The organism is Kitasatospora sp. NBC_00458 (genome assembly GCF_036013975.1).
Taxonomy (GTDB): Bacteria; Actinomycetota; Actinomycetes; order Streptomycetales; family Streptomycetaceae; genus Kitasatospora.
This window is the reverse complement of the sequence record NZ_CP107904.1, coordinates 6,308,922-6,333,990: the sequence shown is the minus strand read 5'-3', so window position 1 is coordinate 6,333,990 and position 25,069 is coordinate 6,308,922. Positions and strand designations below refer to the sequence as shown.

12 protein-coding genes are annotated in these 25,069 nt (G+C 74.2%); 7 read left to right on the top strand and 5 right to left on the bottom strand.

Going from position 1 to position 25,069, the window contains the following annotated elements:
* Window positions 1-183 precede the first annotated feature (183 nt).
* The 4 genes from OG550_RS26445 (at window position 184) to OG550_RS26430 (ending at window position 6,156) form a co-directional block, all read left to right on the top strand.
* Window positions 184-903: a response regulator transcription factor gene (locus tag OG550_RS26445; protein WP_327681609.1), complete on the top strand. Its 720-nt coding sequence runs from the start codon at window positions 184-186 to the stop codon at window positions 901-903.
* Window positions 904-1,271: 368 nt separating this feature from the next.
* On the top strand, window positions 1,272-2,519 hold the full coding sequence (locus OG550_RS26440; RefSeq protein WP_327681607.1) for an HRDC domain-containing protein: 1,248 nt from the start codon (window positions 1,272-1,274) through the stop codon (window positions 2,517-2,519).
* Between the two features lie 287 nt (window positions 2,520-2,806).
* Window positions 2,807-4,024, top strand: coding sequence for a thiolase family protein (locus OG550_RS26435; RefSeq protein ID WP_327681606.1), 1,218 nt, complete (start codon window positions 2,807-2,809; stop codon window positions 4,022-4,024).
* Between the two features lie 2 nt (window positions 4,025-4,026).
* The gene (locus OG550_RS26430) at window positions 4,027-6,156 is read left to right on the top strand and encodes a 3-hydroxyacyl-CoA dehydrogenase NAD-binding domain-containing protein (protein ID WP_327681604.1); all 2,130 of its coding nucleotides are present in this window, start codon (window positions 4,027-4,029) and stop codon (window positions 6,154-6,156) included.
* Between the two features lie 255 nt (window positions 6,157-6,411).
* Here OG550_RS26430 and OG550_RS26425 read toward each other — a convergent pair whose 3' ends face one another.
* The 3 genes from OG550_RS26425 to OG550_RS26415 form a co-directional block, all read right to left on the bottom strand.
* Window positions 6,412-7,953: an ArnT family glycosyltransferase gene (locus OG550_RS26425; RefSeq protein ID WP_327681603.1), complete on the bottom strand. Its 1,542-nt coding sequence runs from the start codon at window positions 7,951-7,953 to the stop codon at window positions 6,412-6,414.
* A gap of 171 nt (window positions 7,954-8,124) precedes the next feature.
* On the bottom strand, window positions 8,125-10,038 hold the full coding sequence (dxs, locus tag OG550_RS26420) for a 1-deoxy-D-xylulose-5-phosphate synthase (RefSeq protein WP_327681601.1): 1,914 nt from the start codon (window positions 10,036-10,038) through the stop codon (window positions 8,125-8,127).
* 394 nt (window positions 10,039-10,432) lie between these two features.
* Window positions 10,433-11,635, bottom strand: coding sequence for an ROK family transcriptional regulator (locus tag OG550_RS26415; RefSeq protein WP_327681599.1), 1,203 nt, complete (start codon window positions 11,633-11,635; stop codon window positions 10,433-10,435).
* A gap of 518 nt (window positions 11,636-12,153) precedes the next feature.
* Here OG550_RS26415 and OG550_RS26410 point away from each other — a divergent pair.
* On the top strand, window positions 12,154-14,025 hold the full coding sequence (locus OG550_RS26410) for an outer membrane protein assembly factor BamB family protein (protein WP_327681597.1): 1,872 nt from the start codon (window positions 12,154-12,156) through the stop codon (window positions 14,023-14,025).
* Between the two features lie 281 nt (window positions 14,026-14,306).
* Window positions 14,307-16,889 (top strand): aminopeptidase N, encoded by a 2,583-nt coding sequence (pepN, locus tag OG550_RS26405; protein ID WP_327681595.1) that lies wholly within the window; start codon window positions 14,307-14,309, stop codon window positions 16,887-16,889.
* Window positions 16,890-17,164: 275 nt separating this feature from the next.
* Here pepN and OG550_RS26400 read toward each other — a convergent pair whose 3' ends face one another.
* Together OG550_RS26400 and malQ are read right to left on the bottom strand one after the other, a co-directional pair.
* On the bottom strand, window positions 17,165-17,395 hold the full coding sequence (locus tag OG550_RS26400) for a hypothetical protein (protein WP_327681593.1): 231 nt from the start codon (window positions 17,393-17,395) through the stop codon (window positions 17,165-17,167).
* Between the two features lie 20 nt (window positions 17,396-17,415).
* Complete coding sequence (gene malQ / locus OG550_RS26395; protein WP_442906176.1) at window positions 17,416-19,614, bottom strand: 4-alpha-glucanotransferase; 2,199 nt, start codon at window positions 19,612-19,614, stop codon at window positions 17,416-17,418.
* A gap of 1,207 nt (window positions 19,615-20,821) precedes the next feature.
* Between malQ and OG550_RS26390 the strand changes: the two genes are divergently transcribed.
* Entirely contained in the window at window positions 20,822-24,925 is a 4,104-nt protein-coding gene (locus OG550_RS26390) for a beta-N-acetylglucosaminidase domain-containing protein (RefSeq protein ID WP_327681591.1), read from the top strand.
* The last annotated feature ends 144 nt before the right edge of the window (window positions 24,926-25,069 follow it).

Below are 25,069 nucleotides of genomic sequence, written 5' to 3'. Positions count from 1 at the left end.
GCGAATTCCAGGCAGGTCGTATCAGTCACATGCGCGATTTGTCCGTATTGTTACTCACTAGATCGTGATCTTTCGCTAAAGCCGGGCACGGATGATGCCGAAGCAGACTGTGACCCTTTCCGAACGCGGAACACTCCGACCGCCCCCTCGGGGTTCCGTCCGCCACTCCCCGCAGGAGGCCTGGTGTCGGTCCTTCTTGAGCACCCCGCAAACGTGGTCGCCTACCGGCCGACCAAGCCCACCGCCATGGTGGTCATCGCCGATCCCCGCGTCCGAAACACCGTCACCCGCCACCTCTGGGCGCTCGGCGTCCGGGACGTGATCGAGGTGTCCTCGATCGCCGAGGCCCGCCCCAGGGTCTCCACCCCCCGCGACATCTGCGTCGCCGACGTCCACCTCCCCGACGGCTCCGGACTCACCATCCTGGCCGAGACCCGCGCGGCGGGCTGGCCCAACGGGCTCGCCCTCTCCGCCGCCGACGACATCGGCGCCGTCCGCAGCGCACTGGCCGGCGGCGTGAAGGGCTACGTCGTCACCGGTACCCGCACCAACGTCGCCATGCCGGGCCGCCCCGGCCTCCCGCTCGGCGCCGGCGGCCTGGCCGGCCGGATGCGGCGCCCCGGCATGCCGGGCATGCCCGGCGCGGCGGGTGCCCCCGGCGGCGCTCCCGGCGCCCCCGGTGCGCCGGGGGCCCAGCAGGCCGCCTACCGCGAGCTCTCCGGCCGCGAGGTCGAGGTGCTGCGGCTGGTCGCCGAGGGCCAGTCGAACAAGGCCATCGGCGTCGCGATGGGCCTCTCCGCGCTCACCGTGAAGAGCCACCTCGCCCGCATCGCCCGCAAGCTGGGCACCGGCGACCGGGCCGGGATGGTCGCGGTCGCACTGCGGACCGGCATCATCCACTGACCCTGGTGGACCGCCGCGGCGGCCTGGAGGAACGTTTCTGTGTTGTCGCCCGCTCGCCTCCGGGACGCTCCGTTCCGGGGTCGACGGGGCGGGCAGGTGCCGTCCGGTTCCGCCGGTCCGGCACCGGACGGCTCGCGGCGGTGCGCGCGCCCTGGCTCGGGACGCGCGCGCTCCACGGCTCCGGCGGGCACGCGCCCGCCGTCTCCGCCCCCGGGGGTGACTCCCCCGGGGGCGGAGCCGTGCACCGCCCCGGGACCGGACCAAGGACGGGACGAAGATCGGGACGAAGATCGGGCGAACCGGGCCTCGAAGCGGTCTGACCAGTCCGACAACACTCCCGGCTGCGGGGACCGTCGTACCCTTGGTAGGTGACCGACGCCGTAGCAGCCATCCCAGAAGAAGCAGCCCCGGTCCCGCTCCTCGAACCGAAGGAGGGGATCCCTCCGGTCGTGGCGGACGAACGGGCGCTGGCCGCCACCGTCGCCGCCTTCGCCGGGGGAACCGGACCGGTCGCCGTCGACGCCGAGCGAGCCTCCGGCTACCGCTACGGCCAACGGGCGTACCTCATCCAGCTGCGCCGCGCGGGCGCCGGTACCGCGCTGATCGACCCGATCGCCTGCCCCGACCTGAGCGGACTCGGCGAAGCCCTCGCCGACACCGAATGGGTGGTGCACGCCGCCACCCAGGACCTGCCCTGTCTGGCCGAGGTCGGCATGAGACCCCGGCGACTGTTCGACACCGAGCTGGCCGGGCGCATCGCCGGCTTCGCCCGGGTCGGACTCGGACCGATGACCGAGAGCGTGCTCGGCCTGAGCCTGGCCAAGGAGCACTCCGCGGTCGACTGGTCCACCCGCCCGCTGCCCGAGCCCTGGCTGCGCTACGCCGCTCTGGACGTCGAGGTGCTGGTCGAGCTGCGCGACGCACTCGAACGGGAGCTGGACGCCCAGGGCAAGCTCGACTGGGCCCTGGAGGAGTTCGCCGCGATCGCCGCCGCACCCCGACCCGCCCCGCGGACCGACCCGTGGCGCCGCACCTCGCAGCTGCACAAGGTGCGGCGGCGGCGCCAGCTCGTCGTGGTGCGCGAGCTCTGGCTCGCCCGGGACCGGATGGCGCAGGAGCGGGACGTCTCGCCGGGGCGGGTGCTCTCGGACGCCGCGATCGTCAACGCCGCGCTGGCCATGCCGCTGAACATCGCCGCGCTCCAGGCGGTCCAGGGCTTCGGACCGCGCGTGCACCGGCGCCAGCTGGAGCAGTGGCTGGCCGCCGTCCAGCGGGGCCGCGAGGTCCCGGAGAACCAGCTGCCGCCGGCCGCCGCACCGCACGACGGCCCGCCGCCGCCGCGCGCCTGGGCCGAGAAGGACCCGGTCGCCGCCGCCCGGCTGACCGGAGCGCGGGCCGCCGTCACGGAGCTCGCCGAGGCGCACAACCTGCCGGCCGAGAACCTGATCACCCCGGACCTGGTCCGCCGGGTCGCCTGGGAGCCGCCGGCCGGCGCGGGCGCCACCGAGGTGGCCGCCGCGCTGCGCCGCCTGGGCGCCCGCCAGTGGCAGGTGGACCTGGTGGCCCCCGCCCTGGCCAACGCCTTCGCGGAGGCCGCCGCCGCACAGCAGGACTGAGCGGGCACGGACCGCCGGACCACACGAAAGGGGATGCCGCCCACCGGGACGGCATCCCCTTCGGCGTCCCCGGACCGGAGCGACCGCCCCACCCCGAGGCTCCTTGAGGCGAGCGGGCGAGGACACGTGTCGGGGGACACACGGGGAGATGCACCCGTCGGGCCTGGGCAGGTTGGTTACCGACGGGTAGCATGGCGGGTGAAGCGGCGCCGCTCACGTCCCCTCGTGCGACGGACGGCGGCAGCCTGCCCACCTCAACCTGTTGGTCCCTGGGAGGAGAAGCCCCCGTGCCTCGTACCGCGAGGGACGTCGTCTTCGTCGATGGCGTCCGCACCCCGTTCGGCAAGGCCGGCCCGAAGGGCATCTACCACGAGACGCGCGCCGACGACCTCGTCGTCAAGTGCATCCGGGAGCTCGTTCGCCGGAACCCGAGCCTGCCCGTCGAGCGCATCGACGAGGTCGCCATCGCGGCCACCACGCAGATCGGCGACCAGGGTCTGACCATCGGCCGCACCGCCGCGCTGCTGTCCGGCCTGCCGAAGTCCGTCCCCGGCTACTCGATCGACCGCATGTGTGCCGGCGCGCTGACCGCCGTCACCGCGACCGCCGGCGGCATCGCCTTCGGCGCGTACGACGTGGTCGTCGCCGGCGGCGTCGAGCACATGGGCCGTCACCCCATGGGCGAGGGCGTCGACCCGAACCCGCGCTTCGTCTCCGAGAAGCTCGTCGACGAGTCCGCCCTGTTCATGGGCATGACCGCGGAGAACCTGCACGACCGGTTCCCGCACATCACCAAGGAGCGCTGCGACGCGTACGCGGTGCGCTCGCAGGAGAAGGCCGCCAAGGCGTACGCCAACGGTGACATCCAGCCCGACCTGGTGCCGATCTCGATCCGCAACACCAACCCCGAGGTCGGCGAGACCGGCTGGGGCCTGGCCACCGTGGACGAGCCGCTGCGCCCGGGCACCACGATGGAGTCGCTGGCCGGTCTGAAGACCCCGTTCCGCCCGCACGGCAACATCACCGCGGGCAACTCGGCCGGTCTGAACGACGGCGCCACCGCCTCGCTGCTGGCCGCCGAGGACGTGGCCGAGGAGCTGGGCCTGCCGGTCAAGATGCGCCTGGTCTCGTACGCCTTCGCGGGCGTCGAGCCCGAGGTGATGGGCATCGGCCCGGTGCCGGCCACCGAGAAGGCGCTGGCCAAGGCCGGCCTGACGATCGACGACATCCAGGCCTTCGAGGTCAACGAGGCCTTCGCCGTCCAGGTGCTGGCCTTCCTGGACCACTACGGCATCGCCGACGACGACGAGCGGGTCAACCCGTTCGGCGGCGCGATCGCCTTCGGCCACCCGCTGGCCTCCTCCGGCGTGCGCCTGATGAACCAGCTGGCCCGCCGCTTCGAGCAGCGCCCGGACGTCCGCTACGGCCTCACCACGATGTGCATCGGCTTCGGCATGGGCGGCACCGTCATCTGGGAGAACCCGCACTTCGAGGGTGGTAAGTGACCATGAGCACCACGACTGAGCTGCTGACCCGCGGCGCCGAGCTCTTCCCCGGCGAGGTCGTCACCACCGCGCACGTCCGCCACCTGGACCTGCCGCTGCAGGCCGGCCGGCTGGCCCTGATCACCCTCGACAACGGCTTCGACCACACCAAGCCGACCACCTTCGGCCCGGGCTCGCTGCTCAAGCTGGCCGAGGCGCTGGACCAGGTCGAGGCGGAGGCCGCCGCGGGCACCATCGTCGGTGCCGCGATCACCGGCAAGCCGTTCATCTTCGCGGTCGGCGCCGACCTCAAGGGCGTCGAGCTGCTCAAGGAGCACGCGGACGCGCTGGCCATCGGCAAGGGCGGCCACGAGGTCTTCAAGCGGATCGCCGCGCTGCCCGTCCCCACCTTCGCGTTCTACAACGGCGCGGCGATGGGCGGCGGCGTCGAGGTCGGCCTGCACTGCGACTACCGCACGGTGTCCGCGGGCGTCCCGGCGTTCTCGCTGCCCGAGGTCTTCCTCGGCCTCGTCCCCGGCTGGGGCGGCTGCACCATCCTGCCGAACCTGATCGGCCCGGCGAAGGCCGTCAAGGTCATCATCGAGAACTCGATGGCGCAGAACAGGCAGCTCAAGGGCAAGGACGTGTTCGAGCTGGGGATCGCCGACGCGATCTTCGAGCCGGCCGACTTCCTGGAGCAGTCGCTGTTCTGGGCGGCCCGCGTCCTCAAGGGCGACGTGGCCGTCGAGCGCGAGGCGATCGACCGCGGCAAGGCCTGGGACGACGCCGTCGCCTGGGGCCGTCTGGTCGCCGACGCCAAGGTGCACGGCGCGGCCCCGGCCGCCTACCGGGCGCTGGACATCATCTCCCAGGTCAAGGACCAGGACCTGCAGGCCGGTTTCGACGCCGAGGACGCGGCCCTGGCCGACCTCATCATGGGCGGCGAGCTGCGCAGCGGCATCTACGCCTTCAACCTGGTGCAGCGCCGGGCCAAGCGCCCGGTCGGCGCGCCGGACAAGTCGCTGGCCCGCCCGGTCACCAAGGTCGGCGTCGTCGGCGCCGGTCTGATGGCCTCGCAGCTGGCGCTGCTGTTCGCCCGCCGTCTGGAGGTGCCGGTGGTCCTCACCGACATCGACCAGGAGCGCATCGACAAGGGCGTGGGCTACGTCCACGCCGAGATCGACAAGCTGCTCGGCAAGGGCCGGATCGGCAACGACAAGGCCAACCGCCTCAAGGGCCTGGTCACCGGCTCGCTCGACAAGGCCGCCGGGTTCGGCGACGCGGACTTCGTGATCGAGGCCGTGTTCGAGGAGATGGGCGTCAAGCAGACCGTCTTCGCGGACCTGGAGAACGTGGTCTCGCCGACCTGCGTGCTGGCGACCAACACCTCCTCCCTCTCGGTCACCGAGATGGCCTCGAAGCTGAAGCACCCCGAGCGGGTCGTCGGCTTCCACTTCTTCAACCCGGTCGCGATCCTGCCGCTGCTGGAGATCGTCCGCGGCGAGCAGACCGACGACGCCTCGCTGGCCACCGCCTTCGGCGTCTCGAAGAAGCTGAAGAAGACCTCGGTGCTGGTCAAGGACGCCCCGGCGTTCGTGGTCAACCGGATCCTGACCCGCTTCATGGGCGAGATCCAGAACATCATCGACGAGGGCACCCCGATCGCCACCGTCGAGAAGGGCGTCGAGCCGCTCGGCCTGCCGATGTCCCCGATCGTGCTGCTGGAGCTGGTCGGCCCGGCCATCGCGCTGCACGTCTCGGAGACCCTGCACGGGGCCTTCCCGGAGCGGTTCACCGTCTCCGAGAACCTCGGCAAGGTGGTCAAGGCCGGCAAGCGCGGCTTCTACACCTGGGTCGACGGCAAGCAGGTCCTCGACCCCGAGGTGCTGGAGCTGCTCTCCTTCGGCGACACCGTGCTGACCGAGGAGCAGGTGCTCGCCCGCTCGCTGGAGGCCGTCGCGCAGGAGATCGGCCTCATGCTGGAGGAGGGTGTCGTCGCCGAGGCGCAGGACATCGACCTCTGCATGATCACCGGCGCCGGCTGGCCCTTCCACCTGGGCGGGATCACCCCGTACCTGGACCGTGAGGGCGTCTCGGAGCGGGTGAACGGCAAGCGCTTCCTCGCCCCGGGCCTGGCCTCCGTGCCCGCCTAGGAGTGAACGGCGGAGCCCCGGTGACCGATGTGTCGGTCACCGGGGCTCTTTCGCGTTCCCGTTCCGGGCGGCCGGCTGCCGAGGGGCGGGCGCTGCCCGAGGGGCGGGCGGCGGCGTCGAGGGGCGGCGCCGTCGAGGGGCCCGCGACGGCGCCCTGGCGGGTGCAGGACCAGCCCCGGACCGGGCCGGGGCCTCCGGGGCCCCGCGCGGACCGGGCGGGGGCGCAGGGGCCCGTACGGGCGGTCCGGGGAGGGGTCAGCGCTTGAGGCGGTAGACCACGGTGTCGGCGAAGACGCCGACCATCTCGTAGTGGGTGTCCAGTAGGGCCTCGATCTTCGGGATCATGCCGGGCTGGTACGGCGCGAGGCCGGAGTCGTCCACCACGACCTCGGGCAGGCCCTTGGCGATCTCCTGGTCGAAGGTCCGCCAGGCGTTGTCCACCGAGAACTGCTCGCCGACGTTGGGGCTGCTGTCCTTGCCGCCGCTGTAGTTGGTCAGGAAGCCGGCGGTCAGGTACCTGGTGGCGGGCTTGCGGTCGGCCAGCCAGTACAGCTCCGGGTGCATGCCCCAGACCAGCACGGTGTCCTTCGGCGTGGTCTGCGCGGCGACCGCCGTGGCGACCTCGGTGGTGCGGTCGAGCCGCTCCCCCGGCCAGGCGAGGGCCAGGCCCCAGAAGACCGTGGCGGCGGCCGTGGTGTACACCAGGACCGGCTTCCAGCGGACCGCGGAGGTGGCGACCGCGCCGGTGCCCAGCAGCACCAGCGGGGGCATCAGCTGCAGGTAGTAGTGGCCGAAGAAGTGGAAGCCCACGCTGACCGCGACCACCGAGGAGAGCAGCCAGACCCAGAGGTCGGTGGTGGAGCCGTGCTCCTCCCCGGCCACGGGCAGCGGGCGGTGGCGGTACTTCAGCCAGAGCCGGCGGCCGACCGGCAGCAGGAAGCCGAGCCCGGCCCCGAGCAGGATCGCCGAGTTGCCGAGCGCCCGGCCGACCATCTGCAGCCAGGCGCCGCCGGCCGAGGCGTAGTCGCCGCTGCCGGTGACCACCCAGAAGAGGAAGCCCTTGGGCTTGGTGAGGATGACCGCGACCAGCGCTATCGGCAGCGTGAAGCCGAAGCCGATCTTGAACAGCGCGGGCGGCCAGCGGACCCCGCGCCGGCGGGCGTCCTGGAAGAGCATCCAGAGCACCACCAGCAGCACCGCGCCGCCGGTCTGCTTGGTCAGCGAGCAGAGCGCCACCGCGATGCCCGCCGCCAGCCAGCGCCGCCGCTCGGCGTACCGGAAGGCGGCCACCATCGCGGGCAGCATGAAGACCTCGAAGGTCGCCGCCTGGGTGTCCTCCGGGGAGAGCCCGATGGAGACCAGCAGGTAGAGCAGGCCCGCGCCGGCGCCGGCCCGGTTGCCCCAGCGGCCGCGGGCGATCGAGGCCAGCAGGATCGCGGTGACCAGGTGGGCGCCGACCGCCAGGGTGCGCAGCGGCCAGAGCGAGGCGGAGCCGAAGACCGCGAAGGAGGCCTGGTAGAGCCAGGGCAGCAGCGGCGGCTTGCGGTCGACCACGGTGTCGTACAGGACCCCGCCGTCGGCGAGCATCCGGGCCTGGGTGGCCAGGAAGCCCTCGTCGGGGCTCCAGACCGGCCGGACGAAGGACGGGATGTGGGTGGCGAGCGCGACCAGGGCCAGCAGCGGCACCAGCCGGGTCCAGTAGCCGGTGCGGACGCGCTCCCAGCCTTCGGCCGGGGGTACCCCCAAGGGCAGGCGCTCGACGAGCGCGTTCAGACGGGTTCGGGTGGGGGTCGGCACGGATGACAACCTACCGGGCGGGATCGGGGCCGGAACCGCCGGTCCCGCCTTTCGGTGCGATTATCAGCCTGATGCGTACCCGATCCGTGCCGAACTGTTGCCGGGCCGTCGCAATCGGACGGCCCGGACGGGCCGGCGGCCGGGCCCCGCGGCCCGGCCGGTCGGCAGCCCTCAGGCCTCGACGGTGGCCACGTCCAGCTTGGAGACCAGTGCGGTCACCTGCCGGGCGATGTCCGGAGCGGTGAGGCCGATCTCGGCCATGATCTCCGGCCGCGAGGCGTGGTCCAGGAACTCCTGCGGGATGCCGAAGTCGCGCAGCGGCAGGTCCACGCCCGCGTCGCGCAGCGCCTGGGCGACCGCCGCACCGACGCCGCCGACCCGGCCGTTGTCCTCGACCGTGACGACCACGCGGTGCTCGGCGGCCAGGCCCGGCAGGGCCGGGTCGACCGGCTTCACCCAGCGCGGGTCCACCACGGTGGCGGTGATGCCCTGGGCGGCCAGCAGGTCGGCCACCTCCAGGCACATCGGGGCCAGCGCGCCGACCGAGACGACCAGCACGTCGGCGCGGCGGCCGTCGGCCGCCCCGGCGTCCGCCGCCGCCTCGCGCAGCACGTCCATGCCGCCCACCCGGCCGACCGCCGGCACGGCGGGGCCGACCGAGCCCTTGGAGTAGCGGACCACGGTCGGGGCGTCCTTGACCTCGACCGCCTCGCGCAGCTGGGCGCGCACCTGGTCGGCGTCGCGCGGCGCGGCGAGCCGCAGGCCCGGGACCACCTGGAGGATCGACATGTCCCACATGCCGTTGTGCGAGGCCCCGTCGGTGCCGGTGACGCCCGCCCGGTCCAGTACGAAGGTGACGCCGAGCCTGTGCAGCGCGACGTCCATCAGCACCTGGTCGAAGGCGCGGTTCAGGAAGGTCGCGTACACCGCGAAGACCGGGTGCAGGCCGCCGGTGGCCAGGCCGGCGGCGCTGGTGACGGCGTGCTGCTCGGCGATGCCGACGTCGAAGATGCGGTCCGGGAACGCCTGGGCGAAGGGGGCCAGGCCGACCGGGTGGAGCATCGCGGCGGTGATGCCGACGATGTCCTCGCGCTCGTGGCCGAGCGCCACCATCTCCTCGGCGAACACCGAGGTCCAGTCCTTGCCCGCGCTCTTGATCGGCAGGCCGGTCTCCGGGTGGATCACGCCGACCGCGTGGAAGCGGTCCTCGTCGTTGTTCTCGGCGGCGTGGTAGCCGCGGCCCTTCTCGGTCAGGCAGTGCACGATCACCGGGCCGCCGAAGCCGCGCGCCTTGGTGAGCGCGGACTCCAGGGCGGTGAGGTCGTGGCCGTCGATCGGGCCGATGTACTTGAGGCCGAGGTCCTCGAACATGCCCTGCGGGGCGATGAAGTCCTTCAGGCCCTTCTTGGCGCCGTGCAGGGTCTCGAAGAGCTGCTGGCCGACCACCGGGGTGCGCTGCAGCGCGTCCTTGCCCCAGGAGAGGAACCGCTCGTAGCCCTGCGTGGTGCGCAGCGTGGCGAGGTGGTTGGCCAGGCCGCCGATGGTCGGCGAGTAGGAGCGCTCGTTGTCGTTGACGACGATGACGACCGGGCGGTCCTTGGCGTCGGCGATGTTGTTGAGCGCCTCCCAGGCCATGCCGCCGGTGAGCGCGCCGTCACCGATCACGGCCACCACCGGGTCGTGCTTGCCCAGCAGCTCGTTGGCCTTGGCCAGGCCGTCGGCGTAGGAGAGCACGGTGGAGGCGTGCGAGTTCTCGATCACGTCGTGCTCGGACTCGGCGCGGGACGGGTAGCCGGAGAGGCCGCCCTTGGTCCGCAGCTGCGAGAAGTCCTGGCGGCCGGTGAGCAGCTTGTGGACGTAGCTCTGGTGGCCGGTGTCGAAGAGGATGCGGTCGCGCGGCGAGTCGAAGACCCGGTGCAGCGCGAGGGTCAGCTCCACCACGCCGAGGTTGGGGCCGAGGTGGCCGCCCGTCTTGGAGACCTCCGTCACCAGGAAGGTCCGGATCTCCTGGGCCAGGGTGGCCAGCTGTCCGGGCGTGAGCCGGTCGAGATCGCGCGGTCCCCGAATTCGGGTCAGCAGGGCCACCCGTTCCTCCTCGTTCAGTGTTCGCGGACCGCGGGGGTCCGACGGGCGTCGCTGCCCGGTGCGGCGGCACGTCCCGCCCCTTCGCGGTCGGTGCCGACCGGTCGAGTCTAATGTCCGCCCACCGGACACCGGGCGGGGCGTCCGGTGCCACCGGCCGGTACGCGCCAGCCACCTCGACAGTCACTCTTTCGGGTGAACCGCAGAAACCGGCGTGTCGGCGCGCCCGAACGGGCTCCGGGGTGCGCCCCTCGCCGCCCCCGGGCGGAGCGTCCGGGGGCGGCCGGGGCGGGGAGCCCCGGAGCCGGGCGTGCGGGGCGGGTGTGCGGGGCGGGCGCGGCGGGTGGCCAGGGCGGCCGGGAACGGGCGGGAGCGGGCGGCGGGTGGCCGGGTGGGTTCAGGAGCGGGCCGCGGCGGTCTGCGCCGGGCGGCCGAGCGCACCGGAGTCGCCCATCTCGCTCATCACCAGGGCCAGCGCGCCCAGCACCTCGGCCCGGCCTCCCAGGGTGCCCGGGACCACCGAGAGCTGACGGGCGGCGCTGGGGATGGCGTAGCGGGCCACCGAGTCGCGGATCGGGGCCAGCACCAGCTCGCCGGCCTCCGCGAGGTCGCCGCCGAGGATCACCCGGCGCGGGTTGAGCAGGTTGCAGAGGGTCGCCACACCGGTGCCGATCTGCCGGCCCGCGTCGGCGATCACCCGGCGGCAGCCGAGGTCCCCCTGGTGGGCCAGCTCGACGACCTTGGGCAGGGAGAGCTTCGGGCCCAGGGTCGGGGTGAGCAGGTTGAGCAGGTAGCGCGAACCGACGAAGGTCTCCAGGCAGCCGCGGTTGCCGCAGCGGCAGACCGGCCCGGCCTCGTCCAGGGTGATGTGACCGATCTCCCCCGCGGTGCCGCCCGGGCCCCGGTAGATCTGTCCGTTGACCACCAGGCCGGCGCCGACGCCGCTGGCCACCTTGATGTAGGCGAGGTCGCTCAGGCCGCGGCCGGCGCCCCAGACCAGCTCGCCGAGCGCGCCCAGGTTGGCGTCGTTGTCGACGTGCACCGGCATGCCGAGCCGCTCGGCCAGCTCGCGGCCCGGGGCGATCCCGGTCCAGCCGGGCAGGATCGCGGTCGAGCCCAGCGCGCCGGTCTCCACGTCGATCGGGCCGGGGACGCCCAGGCCCACGCCGATCACCTTCTCCGGGCGGAAGCCCGCCTGGGCGAGGAGCCGCTCGACCAGGGCCTCGGCGTGGTCGAAGCCCTGCGCGGCGGAGACGTCGACGTCGATCGGGGCGCTCTCCTCGGCGAGCACCCGGTGGGCGAGGTTGCCGACCGCGACCCGCAGGTGGGTGTGGCCGAAATCGATCCCCACCACGATGCCCGCGTCGCCGCTGAGCGAGACGCTGCGGGCGCGCCGTCCGCCCGAGGAGGTGTCGGCCACCACGACGGTGCCGCTCTCCTTCAATTCCCGGACGATGTTGGACACGGTGGCCGCCGAGAGTCCGGTGCCGCGGGCGATCTCGGCCTGGGTCAGCGAGCCGGCCATCCGCACCGCGCGGAGCACCCGCTCCAGGTTGGCCCGGTGCAGTGAGGACTGCGAGCCCGGTGTGTCCGTGGACATGATCCACCCTCCCAAGGGCGCGGGGACCCCTCCGCCGGGCGTCCCCTTTCAAGTCCTGAAGCCTAGGCCCTGCGGGGAGGCGAGGGTGCGGTCACCGGTGAACGGAGCGGAGCGGCGCAGCGGCCGGGCGCCGGCCCGGGGCGGGTGAGGACTCCGGAGAGAGACCGGAGAGAGACCGGGGAGAGGCGGCGGAGAGACCGGGGAGAGCCCGGGGAGGGCCCGGGGAGAGGCGGAGAAGAGGCCGGGGAAGCAGGCGGGAACGCGGGGGGAGGAGGGGGACGGACGGGCGGGAAGGGGTGGGGAGCACCGGGAGGGAGCACGCCGACGCCCGCGGGCCGGGCCCCGCGGGCGGGCTCCGAACCGTCCGACCCCAGGTCAGGGCGGCCGCGCACGGGGTAGCGGGCGCCAGGGACCGTCCGAAAAGCGTCCACCCGTACGATGGTGCCCAATCTCACCCGTCCCACCGGCCGCGACGTGAACCGGCCCGGGGGACGCTTCCAGACATGACGGGGCATCAGATGGCAGGGGATCACCCTACGCCGGGGGCAGGCGACACGCCCGGCGGCGGTCAGGACAACCGGGGCGTCTCGCTCGGGCGCAAGCCCGGCGGCGTGGACCCGGCGGCCGTGGCGGACCAGCAGACACAGCTCGACGGATCGGCGGTCCCCGGCCAGGGCGCGCCGCCCGCGCCCGCCGGCGCACCCCCGGCACCGGGCATGCCGCCGGCCCAGCCCCCGGCCCAGCCGGCCGCGGGCCAGGCGTACGCCTACGCGCCCACCGCCCCCGCCTTCCCCGCGCAGGGGCCCCCGCCGGGCGCCCCCGTGGGCCCGTACGACCCGACGGCGGGCCAGCAGCAGTTCGGGGCCCCGAACGCGGGCCAGCCGTACGGCTACGCGGCGCCGCCGCCGGCCGACGGCGGCGCCGGGTACGGCTACCCGCAGCAGGGCGGCTACGGCTTCCCCGGCGCCCCGGTGCCGGCCCCGCCCAAGCAGCGCAACCCGGTGATGATCTGGGGCGGCATCATCGGCGGCGTGCTGGCGATCGCCATCGTCGCCGCGCTCGTCGTGCTGTTCACCGACGAGAAGAAGAAGGACGACCCGCCGGCCGCCACCGGCGGCACCACCGGCGAGGTGACCGCGGGCACCACCTCCGGCACCACCGGCGGGACGACCACCGCGCCCACCACCGGTACCAGCGGCGGCCCGACCGCCCCCACCGGCGGCGGCAAGGCCGGCGCGTACAACCTCGCCTGGGCCGCCGAGAAGCCGGCCAACGGCGCCAGCGGCTCGCGGCTGCTCGCCATCTGGGGCGCCGACAAGGTCGCGGTGCGCGCCGACACCACCGGCATCCGGGGCATCAGCACGGTCGACGGCAAGGAGAGCTGGAACATCCCGGTGCCGGCCGGCACCAAGGAGTTCTGCTCCGCCTCGTACAGCACCAACTCCAAGCACATCGCCGCGATCTCGCTGAACACCGGTGACAGCGACTGCTCCACCATCGCCGCCGTCGACGTCGCCGCGGGCAAGCTGCTCTGGACCGTCAAGGTCGGCCAGCAGCGGATGTCCTCGCCGTCGCTGACCGTCACCGACAAGGTCGTCGGCATCGGCGCCAACATGGCCGGCGCGATCAACGTCGCCGACGGCTCCGCCGTCTGGGCGTTCCAGCCGCGCGAGAAGGACTGCAGCGTCTACGGCACCGCCGCCGGCGCCCAGATCGTCGTCACCGACCGCTGCTACGGCCTCAACACCACCGTCAAGTCGCAGCTGGTCGTCGTCGAGACGGACAGCGGCAAGGTCACCTCGCCCGCGCCGGTCACGCTCACCGGCACCATCGAGCGGGTCGACAAGGTCCTCTCCGACCAGCCGCTGGTGGTCCTGGTGACCAACGGTCCGAACGGCGACTACGTCCTGCCGTTCGACAAGACCAACAAGGCGGCCAACCCGATGTCGGTCAAGGAGCCCGGCTACGACAGCCTGCGGCTCAGCGGCCAGGCCGACGCGTTCAGCCTGAACGTGATCAGCGGCACCACGCTGTACGTCCAGACCAACCCGACCAAGCCGGCGATCAACGCGTACGACCTGAACACCGGCAAGCGGCTCTGGTCGACCACCGGCGACGCCAAGGACGGGCTGCGGCTGGTCTCCGGCACCGACAAGGACGGCAAGGTCCGGGCCATCCTGGACATGGGCTACGGCAAGGACGCCAGGCTGGTGACGCTCTCGCCCACCGACGGTGCGGTGACCGAACTCGGCACCATCATCGAGAGCAAGAACGTCGACCTGAACATCAGCCTCAGCCTCACCGAGTTCGTGATGCAGTCCGACGGCTCGCTGTACGGCTTCGGCCGCAACAGCTCGGACGCCCCGGTGGCCAAGTACGTCAAGAAGTGACGCCGGGCCGGTGGTGACACCGGCTCCGCGCCGGGCCCGGCGGGTGGTGACACCGCTCCGGACCGGCGGACGGGCGGGGCGGGGGTGGTCCACGGAGCGCCCCCGCCCCGCCTTCGTCGTACCCGGTCCCGGGCCGCTCCCGCTGCCGCCCCGGCGCCGGTCCGGCCCCGGTCCGCCGCCGCTCCGGCCCCGCTCCCCGGCGGCCGACGGCATATTCCTCGGGGCCCGGGAGCCGGGCATGGCAGGATGCCAGGCATCAGCCCGACGAAGGAGTCCAGCGAGTGCCCGGCACCAACCTGACCCGCGAGGAGGCCCGCACCCGGGCCGACCTCCTGCACGTGGACGCGTACGACATCGAGCTCGACCTGAGCTCTGCCCGAGAGGGGGGCACGTTCCGGTCCACCACCGTGGTCCGGTTCACCGCCACCACCCCCGGCGCGGCCACCTTCATCGACCTCGTCGCCCCGCGCGTGGAGGAGATCGTCCTCAACGGCGAGCGGCTCGACGACGCCAACTTCGCCGACAGCCGGATCGCGCTGCCGGGCCTCGCCGCCGAGAACGAACTGCGGATCGTCGCCGACTGCGCTTACACCAACACCGGCGAGGGCCTGCACCGGTTCGTCGACCCCGTCGACGGCGAGACCTACCTGTACACCCAGTTCGAGGTGCCGGACGCCCGCCGGGTCTTCGCCTCCTTCGAACAGCCCGACCTCAAGGCCGCGTTCACCTTCACCGTGACCGCGCCCACCGGCTGGGTGGTGGTCTCCAACTCGCCCACCCCCGCCCCCGAGGGCGAGGGCGACAGCCAGGTCTGGCGGTTCGAGCCCACCGGCCGGATCTCCTCCTACATCACCGCGCTCGTCGCCGGCCCGTACGTCGGCGTCTTCGACGCGTACGAGAACGGCGACCAGAAGGTGCCGCTGGGCATCTACTGCCGCCCCTCGCTGCGCGAGTTCCTGGACGCCGAGGCGATCTTCGAGGTCACCAAGCAGGGCTTCGACTACTTCCAGGAGAAGTTCGACTTCCCCTACCCCTTCGCCAAGTACGACCAGCTGTTCGTCCCCGAGTTCAACGCGGGCGCGATGGAGAACGCGGGTGCCGTCACCCTGCGCGACCAGTACGTGTTCCGGTCCAAGGTGACCGACGCCGCGTACGAGGCGCGGGCCGCCACGATCCTGCACGAGCTCGCCCACATGTGGTTCGGCGACCTCGTCACCATGGAGTGGTGGAACGACCTCTGGCTGAACGAGTCGTTCGCCACCTTCGCCGAGGCCGTCTGCCAGGCCGAGGCCCCCGGCTCGAAGTGGCCCAACTCCTGGACCACCTTCGCCAACCAGATGAAGACCTGGGCGTACCGGCAGGACCAGCTGCCGTCCACCCACCCGATCATGGCCGAGATCAACGACCTGGAGGACGTCCAGGTCAACTTCGACGGCATCACCTACGCCAAGGGTGCCTCGGTGCTCAAGCAGCTGGTGGCCTACGTCGGCCAGGACGCCTTCTTCGAGGGCGTGCGGGCCTACTTCAAGCGCCACGCCTGGGGCAACACCCGGCTCAGCGACCTCCTCGGCGCCCTGGAGGAGGCCAGCGGCCGCGACCTCAAGGCCTGGTCCACCGCCTGGCTGGAGACCGCCGGCATCAACGTGCTGCGCCCCGCCCTGACGCTCAACACCGACGGCGAGATCGAGTCCTTCGCCGTCCTCCAGGACGCCCCCGCGCTGCCCGCCGGCGCCAAGGGCGAGGCCGTGCTCCGCCCGCACCGGATCGCCATCGGCCTCTACGAGCTGAACGACGGCGCGCTCGTCCGCACCGACCGGATCGAGCTCGACGTCGACGGCCCGCGCACCGAGGTGCCCGAGCTCACCGGCCGGCACCGCCCCGCCGTCATCCTGCTCAACGACGACGACCTCTCCTACGCGAAGGTCCGGCTCGACGAGGACTCGCTGGCCGTCGTCACCGAGCACCTCGGCGGGTTCCCCGACTCGCTGCCGCGCGCCCTGTGCTGGGCCTCCGCCTGGGACATGACCCGCGACGGCGAACTCGCCGCCCGCGACTACCTGACGCTCGCCCTCTCCGGCCTCCAGCGGGAGACCGACATCGGCGTCGTCCAGTCCGTGCAGCGCCAGGTCAGGGCCGCCCTCGACGCCTACGCCGACCCGGACTGGCGCGAGCAGGGCCTGGTCCGCTGGGCCGAGGCCGCCGAGGAGCGGCTGCGCACCGCCGAGGCCGGCAGCGACCACCAGCTCGCCTGGGCCCGGGTGCTGGCCTCCGTCGCCCGGACCGACGGTCAGCTCGGCCTGATCGCCGGGCTGCTGGACGGCACCGCCGAGATCGCCGGCCTGGCCGTCGACACCGAGCTGCGCTGGACCCTGCTGGGCCGCCTGGCCGCCACCGGCCGCGCCGACGAGGCCGCGATCGCGGCCGAACTCGCCCGCGACAACACCGCGGCCGGCCAGGAGCACGCCGCCAGCTGCCGGGCCTCCCGGCCGACCGCCGAGGCCAAGGCCGAGGCCTGGGCCTCCGTGGTCGAGTCGGACACCCTCACCAACTACGTGCAGGCCGCGGTGATCGGCGGCTTCCAGCAGCCCGACCAGCGCGAGCTGCTGGCACCGTACGTGGCGAAGTACTTCGCGGCGGTCAAGGCCGTCTGGGAGGACCGCAGCCACGAGATCTCGCAGCAGATCATCGGCGGGCTGTACCCGGCGCTGCTGGTCGAGCAGTCGACCCTGGACGCCACCGACGCCTGGCTGGCCTCGGCCGACCCGGCGCCTTCGCTGCGGCGGCAGATCGTCGAGGCGCGGGCCGGGGTGGAGCGCGGGCTGAAGGCGCAGGCCGTCGACCGGGCGGCGGGCGCGCGGGGCTGACGTCCCCCCGGCTCCGCGGCTCTGCGGCTCCGGCTGCGTGGCTCCGGCTCCGCGGCTCCGCGGGCGCCGTCCTGCTGGTGCCGCTGCCGCCCCCTCCCGGTGATCCGGGGGCGGGCGGCAGCGGGGCCACCGGGGCAGCGGAGCTTCAGGGGCGGCGGAGCTTCAGGGGCGGCGGGGCGGGCGCCCCGGCCCCGGGAAACGCCCGAGGGGGCGCCGGACGACGTCCGGCGCCCCCTCGGGGTCTGTGCTGGGCTCTGTGGGCGGAGGGCCCTCGGCTACTTCTTCTCCTTGCCGCCGCCGTACGGCAGCGCGGCCAGGGCGGCGATGATCACGAAGGACGCGATCGGGATCACCACGAACAGACCGATGGTCTGGGCGACGCTCAGGCCGCTACCCGGGTCGTCGCCGTCGTCCCTGGTGAGGGCCATGGCGGGCGACGACAGCAGCATCATCAGCGTGACCGTTGCGGTGACCGCGCCGGCTCGCAAAGCGTTCCTCTTGTCCACGATGCCAACTTACCCGCCACTTACGCCGGACCGCTCGGCGGGGTCGGCCTTTCGGGCCGCGGCCCGGCCCGGTGCCCGACGGTCCGCAGCAGGTCAGCCAGGGCGGCCGCGGCCGGAGCGGCCGCCAGCGCGTCCAGCGTGACCGGGGCACCGGACCCGTCCGCGACCGGCAGCCGCCAGTTCGGGTACTGGTCCCAGGTGCCCGGCAGGTTCTGCGGACGCGGATCGCCCACCACGTCCGGCAGCCAGACGCCGACCAGCTCCGCCGGGGTGTCCGCCAGGAACCGGTACAGCGCGGCCGCCGAGAGCACCCCGCCCTCCTCCAGCAGACCCAGCCGGACCAGCTCGGCACGCCAGTCGGCCAGCTCCGCCGCCGCCTCCGCCTGCTCCTCCCCGAGCGGCCTGGCCAGCAGGCCGAGCCGGTGCCGCAGCTCCACGTGCTCGCCCGAGAGCCGGGCGGCCGTCGGCGGCAGGTCGTGCGTGGTCAGCGTCGCCAGGCTGCCCGGACGCCAGCGCCCGGGCGGCAGGATCTCGCCCTTCGCCTGCCAGTCGCGCTCGAACCAGAGCACCGACGTCCCCAGCACGCCGCGCGCCGCCAGCTCCTCCCGCACACCCGGCTCCACCGTGCCCAGGTCCTCGCCGACCACCGCCGTGCCCGCCCGGTGCGCCTCCAGCGCCAGCACCCCGAGCATCGCCTCGGCGTCGTAGCGCACGTACGCGCCCTCGATCGGCGAGTGCCCGGCCGGCACCCACCAGAGCCGGAACAGGCCCATCACGTGGTCCATCCGGACCGCTCCGGCGTGCCGGGCGGCCGAGCGGATCAGCTCCGCGAACGGCGCGTAGCCGGCCTCCGCCAGCGCGTCCGGACGCCACGGCGGCAGACCCCAGTCCTGGCCGTGGGCGTTGAACGCGTCCGGGGGCGCGCCCACCGAGATACCGGTGGCCAGGACGTCCTGCAGCGCCCAGGCATCGGCACCGTCCGGATGGACACCCACCGCGAGGTCGTGCACCAGGCCCACCGGCATGCCGGCGGTGCGGGCCGCCTGCTGGGCGTGCGCGAGCTGCTGGTCCACCTGCCAGGCCAGCCAGCGGTGGAAGCCGACCCGGTCGGCCGACTCCGCGGCCTCGCGGACGACGTGCGGGGAGTCCGGGTGGCGCAGGCCCTTCGGCCAGGTGTGCCAGTCCGGGCCGTGCTTCTCCGCCAGGGCGTTCCAGACCGCGTACCGCTCCAGCCACGCGCCCTCGCGGGCCCGGTACGCCTCGAAGGCCGCCCGCCGGACGGCGCCGTGCTCCGCCGCGTACCGCACGAACCGCTCGTGGAGCAGCTCCAGGGCGCGGCGCTTGAGCGCCCACACCTCGTCGCGGTCGATCAGGCCGTCGTGCTGCAGCACCTCGGCGCGCAGCCGGGCGGCGCGCACGACCAGGCCGTCGGCCTCGGCGCGGTGCTCGCCGGTCAGGTAGGCGTACTCGGGGACCGCCTCGACCCGCAGGTGGACCGGGTCCGCGAAGCGGCGGGAGGACGGGCGGTACGGCGAGGGGTCGGACGGGACCGACGGCAGGGCCGCGTGCAGCGGGTTGATCTGCAGGAAGCCCGCGCCGAGGCCGGCGCCGGCCCACTGGGCGAGGTCGGCGAGGTCCGCGAGGTCGCCCATGCCCCAGGAGCGGTCGGAGAGCACGGAGTACAGCTGGGCGAGGAAGCCCCAGCTGCGGCCGGGCAGTGCGGGGAGCCGCTCGGGGGCGACGATCAGGTGCGCGGTGCCGGTCCGCGCGGGCGTCCCGGGCCGCTCGTCCGATGCCGGTGTGCCGGGCCGCTCCGGTGTGCCGGGCCGCTCCGGCGTCTCGGCCCGGAGGAGGTGGCGGCCGAGCGGCAGGTCGGCGGGCAGCCAGTGGGCGTGGCCGCGCGGCAGCTCCCAGCGGCCGCCGTCCTCCAGTTCGACGGTCAGCCGTGTGTCGGCGGGCACGTCCAGCGCGGTCCGCCGGCCGGCCCGGACCACGACGGTCGGGGGCAGCAGGCGGGTGCGCTGCTCGGCGCGGTGCTGTTCCAGTGCGGCCCGGGCGGTGTCGGGCGTGGCCGCGTCCACGCCGAGCGCGGTCAGCACCGCGACCAGCGTCCGCGCGCCCACCGGCACTCCCCCGGGCCCGTACCGGGCGTCCACCCCGTACGCCTGCGCCAGCGCCACCAGCTCCGGCGGGGGCGGGGGCGCGTCCTGCGCCGGCACCTCCAGGCCGTCGGCTCCGTCACGGTCGAGATAAGCGGCCACTCGCGGCTCCTGCGATGTCTCGGCAACGCCCAGTCAGGACAGCCACAGTCCTACCCGCGTGACACCCCGACGACCCGGCGCGACACACGCGCCCGGGGGTGGCGGAGGAGCATCGGACCGATCGGGGGCGCGCGCAGGAAGTCGGCTCCGTCGACTTCCTGCGCGCGGATCGGGTGCAGGTGAGTATGTAGACCGGTCGGTAAATTGCGCGGGTCGGCGCCGGTGTTGGCGGAGCGAAAAGTCGGACGGGCCGACTTCCTGCGCGGTGCGCGGTGCGCGGCGGGTGGCGCGTGGCGCGGCGCGCGGGCGGAGCGGGCAGGGCGGGCAGGGCGGGTGCGCAGCGGGGTGCCGGGGTGTGCAGGGCGGGCGGGCCGCCGGGGGTGACGGGGCGTGCGGAGCAGGCGGTATCTGTAGACCGGTCGACATATTCCGGACGCGCCGGGCAGACCGCCAGGACCGCGAGCCCGCAGAACAGCAGCCCCCCGGAACGCCGGAACAACAGCAACCGCACCCCGAAACCGAACTGACGGTGCGCAGGAAGTCGACCCGTCCGACTTCCTGCGCGGGGTGGGCGGCAGGGCGGCGAGGCCCGCGATATCTGTAGACCGGTCGGTATATTCCGCGGGCGCGGCGCGGCGGCGGAGCGCAAAGTCGGACGGGCCGACTTCCTGCGCGCGGCGCGCGATCAGAGGCTGCGGAGCGGGCGGACCGGCGGGCCGCCGGGTACGCGAACAGGCAGGCCACAGGGCGGGGCAGCAGGGCTCGGGGCGGCGAGGCCCGGGGGTATCTGTAGACCGGTCGACATATTCCGGACGCGCCGGGCAGACCGCCAGGACCGCGAGCCCGCAGAACAGCAGCTCCCCGGAACGCCGGAACAACAGCAACCGCACCCCGAAACCGAACTGACGGTGCGCAGGAAGTCGACCCGTCCGACTTCCTGCGCACCGCAAGCGGCCGGAGCGAGTGCGGCGCGAGGGTAGTATGTAGACCGGTCGATATATTTCCCCACATTGCAGCGCACGCGGACCGTTTCGGTGCGGGGGCGAAGGGTTGAAGTCCGGGGCAAAGCAGACAAAGTCGGCATACCCGTCGGCGACGTTGACACCGGGAGGGGTACCTGGTGGGCTTTGGCGCGATGTGGTCCCAGCCTGGCGAGGAGGCTCCTGTGCAAGCCCGAGTGTCCGAGGTAGCCGGGCGGCGGCTGCGTCAGCAGCTGGAGCAGAGTCCGGCACTGCGTGACGTGCTGCAGCACCCGGCCGCCCTCGCGGCGCGGCGGGCTACGGCGCGGACCTGTCGTCAGCTGGCGCCGAGGACGGCGGACCGGCTGATCGCCGATCTCAAGGGGACCACCCCGCTGCTGCAGTCGGTACGGGTCGAGCGCGCGCTGGCCGCGCGCCCCGGGGCCCCGAGCCGGCGGACGCTGCAGGTCGCGGCGACCCTGTCGGCCGCGGCCGTGGTCGGCGGGCTCCTGGTGAGCGGTCCGGCCGCGTACGCGTACTCGCCGGGGCCGGACGTGGTGAGCACCGCGAGCAGCGCGGCGCAGACCCCGCTGGGCAGCGTGAGCGACCCTCAGGTGTTCCCGCGTCCGCAGGAGCAGGCCGTGTCCGGCAAGCCGGTCACGGTGCCCGACACCGTCACCCTGGTGGTCGCGCCGAAGGCCGACCACGGCGCGGTGGACGCGGTGCGCGAGCTGCTCGGCGTGGCCGGGGCGACGGTGGTGACCCCGCAGTCGGAGCCCGGTACGCCGGTCGCCGGCGGGCTGGTGGTCCACGTGGGCGGTCCCGCCGAGGGCGCGGGCGGCGACACCGACCGGGTGCTGCGGGAGCTGACCGCGGCGGCCGGCGGGAAGGACGGCACGGCCCCGAGCACGGCCGGGATGCCGGCCGGCGGCTACGTGCTGTCCGCCGGTCAGCTGCCGCTGCCGGACGGCGGGACGTACGGCGCGGTCGTGCTGGCCGGTACCGACGCGGCGGGCACCTTCTACGCGGCGCAGTCGCTGCGCCAGCTGCTGGCCGTGGTTCCGGCCGGGCAGGGCCAGGCGCCGGGCGCAGCGGGCCTCGGGCTGCCGGGCATCACCCTGCGGGACTGGCCGTCCGGCGCGCCGGTGCGCGGCACCGCGGAGGCGTTCTACGGCACCCCGTGGACCCAGCAGCAACGGCTCGACCAGCTGGACTTCCTCGGCCGCTCCAAGCAGAACTTCTACCTCTACGCGCCGGGCGACGACCCGTACCGGCTCTCCCGCTGGCGGGACGCCTACCCGCAGGCGAAGGCGGACGACCTGCGGGCGCTGGCCGCCCGGGCCGGGCGCAACCACGTGACGCTCGGGTACGCCGTCGACCCCGGCCAGTCGTTCTGCTACAGCTCCGCGAAGGACGCGGACGCGCTGGTGGCCAAGCTGGACGGGCTGCGCAAGCTCGGGTTCGGTGCGTTCCAGCTGCAGTTCCTGGACGTCTCCTACGACGAGTGGCACTGCTCCGACGACCGCGCCAAGTACGGCACCGGCCCGGCCGCCGCCGCCAAGGCGCAGGCCGAGCTGGTCGGCCGCGTGCAGGAGCGGCTGATCGCCCGCTACCCGGGCCTGGCGGCGCTGTCGGTGGTGCCCACCGAGTACCACCAGCAGGGCGCCACCCCGTACCGGACGGCCCTCGCGGCGGCGCTGCCGGCGGGTGTGCAGGTCGCCTGGAGCGGGGTCGGCGTGATCCCGGAGCGGATCACGGGCGTCCAGACCGCCGACACCGCGGGCCTGTACGGGCACCCGCTGGTGACCATGGACAACTACCCGGTCAACGACGCCACCCCGGACCGGCTCTTCCTGGGCGCCTACACCGGGCGCGACACCGAGGTGGCGACCCGCTCGGCCGTGATGCTGACCGGTGCCATGCAGCAGCCGGTGGCCTCCCGGATCGCGCTGTCCACCGCCGGCGACTTCGCCTGGAACCCCGCCGGGTACAAGCCGGAGGACTCCTGGCAGGCCGCGCTGCGTTCGCTGGCCGGTCCGGCCGGCGCGTCCGCGACGCCCGCCGGTGCGGCCCTGGCCGCCGTCACCGCGCTGGCCGGCAACAGCGTCTCCTCGCCGCTCGCCAAGCAGGAGTCCGGCTACCTGCTCCCGCTGATGGAGCGTTTCTGGGCCACCGCCGAGCCGACCGCCGGCGCGGCGCCCGACCTCGCCAAGCTGATAGAGGCCGCCGCCCCGCTGCGGGAGGCCTTCGCCGCGATGGCCGGTGCCCAGCAGACCCTCGCCGCCACCCCGTCCACCGCCCAGCTGGCCACCGAGGCCGCGTCCTGGCTGGCGCCGCTGCGCGACTACGGCCTGGCCGGGAAGGCCGCGCTGGACATGCTGCTGGCCCAGCGCGGCGGCGACGGCGGGGCCGCCTGGAAGGCCCGGGTCGAACTGAACAAGCTGCGCGAGCAGCTCGGCCAGAGCCCCGCGACGGTCGGCACGGGCGTGCTCGGCCCGTTCCTGGAGCGCGCGCTGCAGGCCGCCGACACCTGGGCCGGCGTGCTGGACGGCGGCGTCACCCCGACGACCACCCTCGGCACCGCGCACGACCACCTGCCCGCGCTGATGACCGACGGCGTCGCCGACACCTTCTACTGGAGCTCGGCGCCGCCGCAGCCCGGCGACTCGGTCGGCCTGGACCTCGGCGGCGGCCGCCCGGTCGGCAGCGTCACCGTGCTGATGGGTTCCTGGGGGAACGGCCCGGACGGCCAGAACGCGCTCGACGACTACATCCGCGACGGCGTGCTGGAGTACTCGACCGGCGAGGGCGGCTGGAAGAAGCTGGCGCAGGTCAAGAACCAGAAGTCGGTCTCCGCGCAGCTGCCCGCCGGGACCGTCGTCCGGGCGGTCCGGCTGCGGGCCACCGCCGCGCAGAAGACCGCGGTGGCGGTGCGCGAGTTCTCGGTCACCGCTCCGGACGAGGCCCCGGCCAGCGTCTCGGGCGGCCCGGCCGCGCTGCCCGGCTCCTCGGCGGCCGCCGTGCTGGACGGCAACCCGGACACCGCCTACCGGGCGGCCACCGCGCCGACCGCGCAGGACGAGCCGCTCACCGTCGAGCTGGGCGCCGCCCGGCCGCTGGACCGGCTGACCATCCTCACCGACCCGCGCGTGCGGGCCTCCGCCACCGTCTCGGTGCGGCACGCGGACGGCTCGTGGACGGAGATCGGCACGATACAGCCGGGCTGGAACGAGCTGTCGGCCGGCGGGCTGCCCGCCGACGCGTTCCGGCTGGCCTGGAAGCCGGGCGGCGAGCCCCCGGTGGTCAACCAGGTGATCCCCTGGTACGCGGACGCCCCGGCGGCCCGGCTCAGCCTGGCGGACGCGGCGGTCGACGCGGTCATCGGGGAGAGCACGCCCGTCCAGGCCCAGGCGACCGTCGAGGCGGGCCGGCCGGAGGGGGTGGCCGGCGAGCTGCGGACCGAGGTGCCGGCCGTCGCCAAGGGCCTCACGGTGGCGCCCGCGACCGGTGTGACCGTGCCGCGCGGCGGCAAGGTGGGCGTCCCGCTGCTGGTCACGGCCGCGCCGGACACGCCGTCGGGCACCTACCAGGTGCCGGTGGTGTTCGTGACCGGGCAGACCAGCGTGCGGCAGGTGCTCCAGGTGCACGTGGTGCCGCCGACCGGCGGGCCGGACCTGGCGATCACCGCCCAGGCCACCTCCTCGGGCGACGAGACGCCGAACTTCCCCGCCGCGGCGGTGGCCGACGACGACCCGAAGAGCCGCTGGTCCTCGCCGGCCGCCGACGACGCGTGGGTGCAGCTGGAGCTGCCGAAGGCCACCCACCTGGGCTCGGCGGTGCTGCACTGGCAGGCCGCGTACGCCGCCGCGTACAAGATCCAGGCCTCGGCGGACGGCCGTTCCTGGACCACCGTGGCGACCGTGGAGGACGGCAGGGGCGGGAACGAGACGGTGCGGTTCGACGCGCCGGGGGCCAAGTTCCTGCGGATGCAGGGCGTGGCCCGGGCCACCAAGTACGGGTACTCGCTGTGGGGCGTCGAGCTGTACGCCGTCGCGTCGGCGGCGGGGACGACCCCGCCGGTGACGCCGCCCGTCACGCCGCCGGTGACGCCTCCGGGCGGGCAGGCCGGCGGTTCGGCGGGCGGTCAGCAGGGCGGCGGACAGCAGACGGGTGGCCAGACCGGCGGCCAGACCGGCGGACCGGCGACGACACCCCCGGTGACTCCGACGCCGTCGGCCACGCCCACCGGGCCGGCTTCGGTCCCGTCCGGTTCGGCCGGCGCTCCGACGGGCACGCCGCCGAAGCCGTAGCAGCGGGGCGAGGGCGTACCCGGAGCCCGGCCTGCGGGACCCGGCTGCGGTCGGGTCCGGCTCCGCCGTGCAGCGCCACCGGGCGGGCCGACGGCCGCCACGGGCACGGGCGGGCACAGCACGGCGCGGGCACGGCACGGGCGC

What these genes read in the sequence shown, in the direction of transcription:
- OG550_RS26430 (WP_327681604.1), top strand. Translation starts at nt 4,027, where the DNA reads ATGAGCACCACGACTGAGCTGCTGACCCGCGGCGCCGAGCTCTTCCCC.
- OG550_RS26415 (WP_327681599.1), bottom strand. Translation starts at nt 11,635, where the DNA reads ATGTCCACGGACACACCGGGCTCGCAGTCCTCACTGCACCGGGCCAAC.
- OG550_RS26410 (WP_327681597.1), top strand. Translation starts at nt 12,154, where the DNA reads ATGGCAGGGGATCACCCTACGCCGGGGGCAGGCGACACGCCCGGCGGC.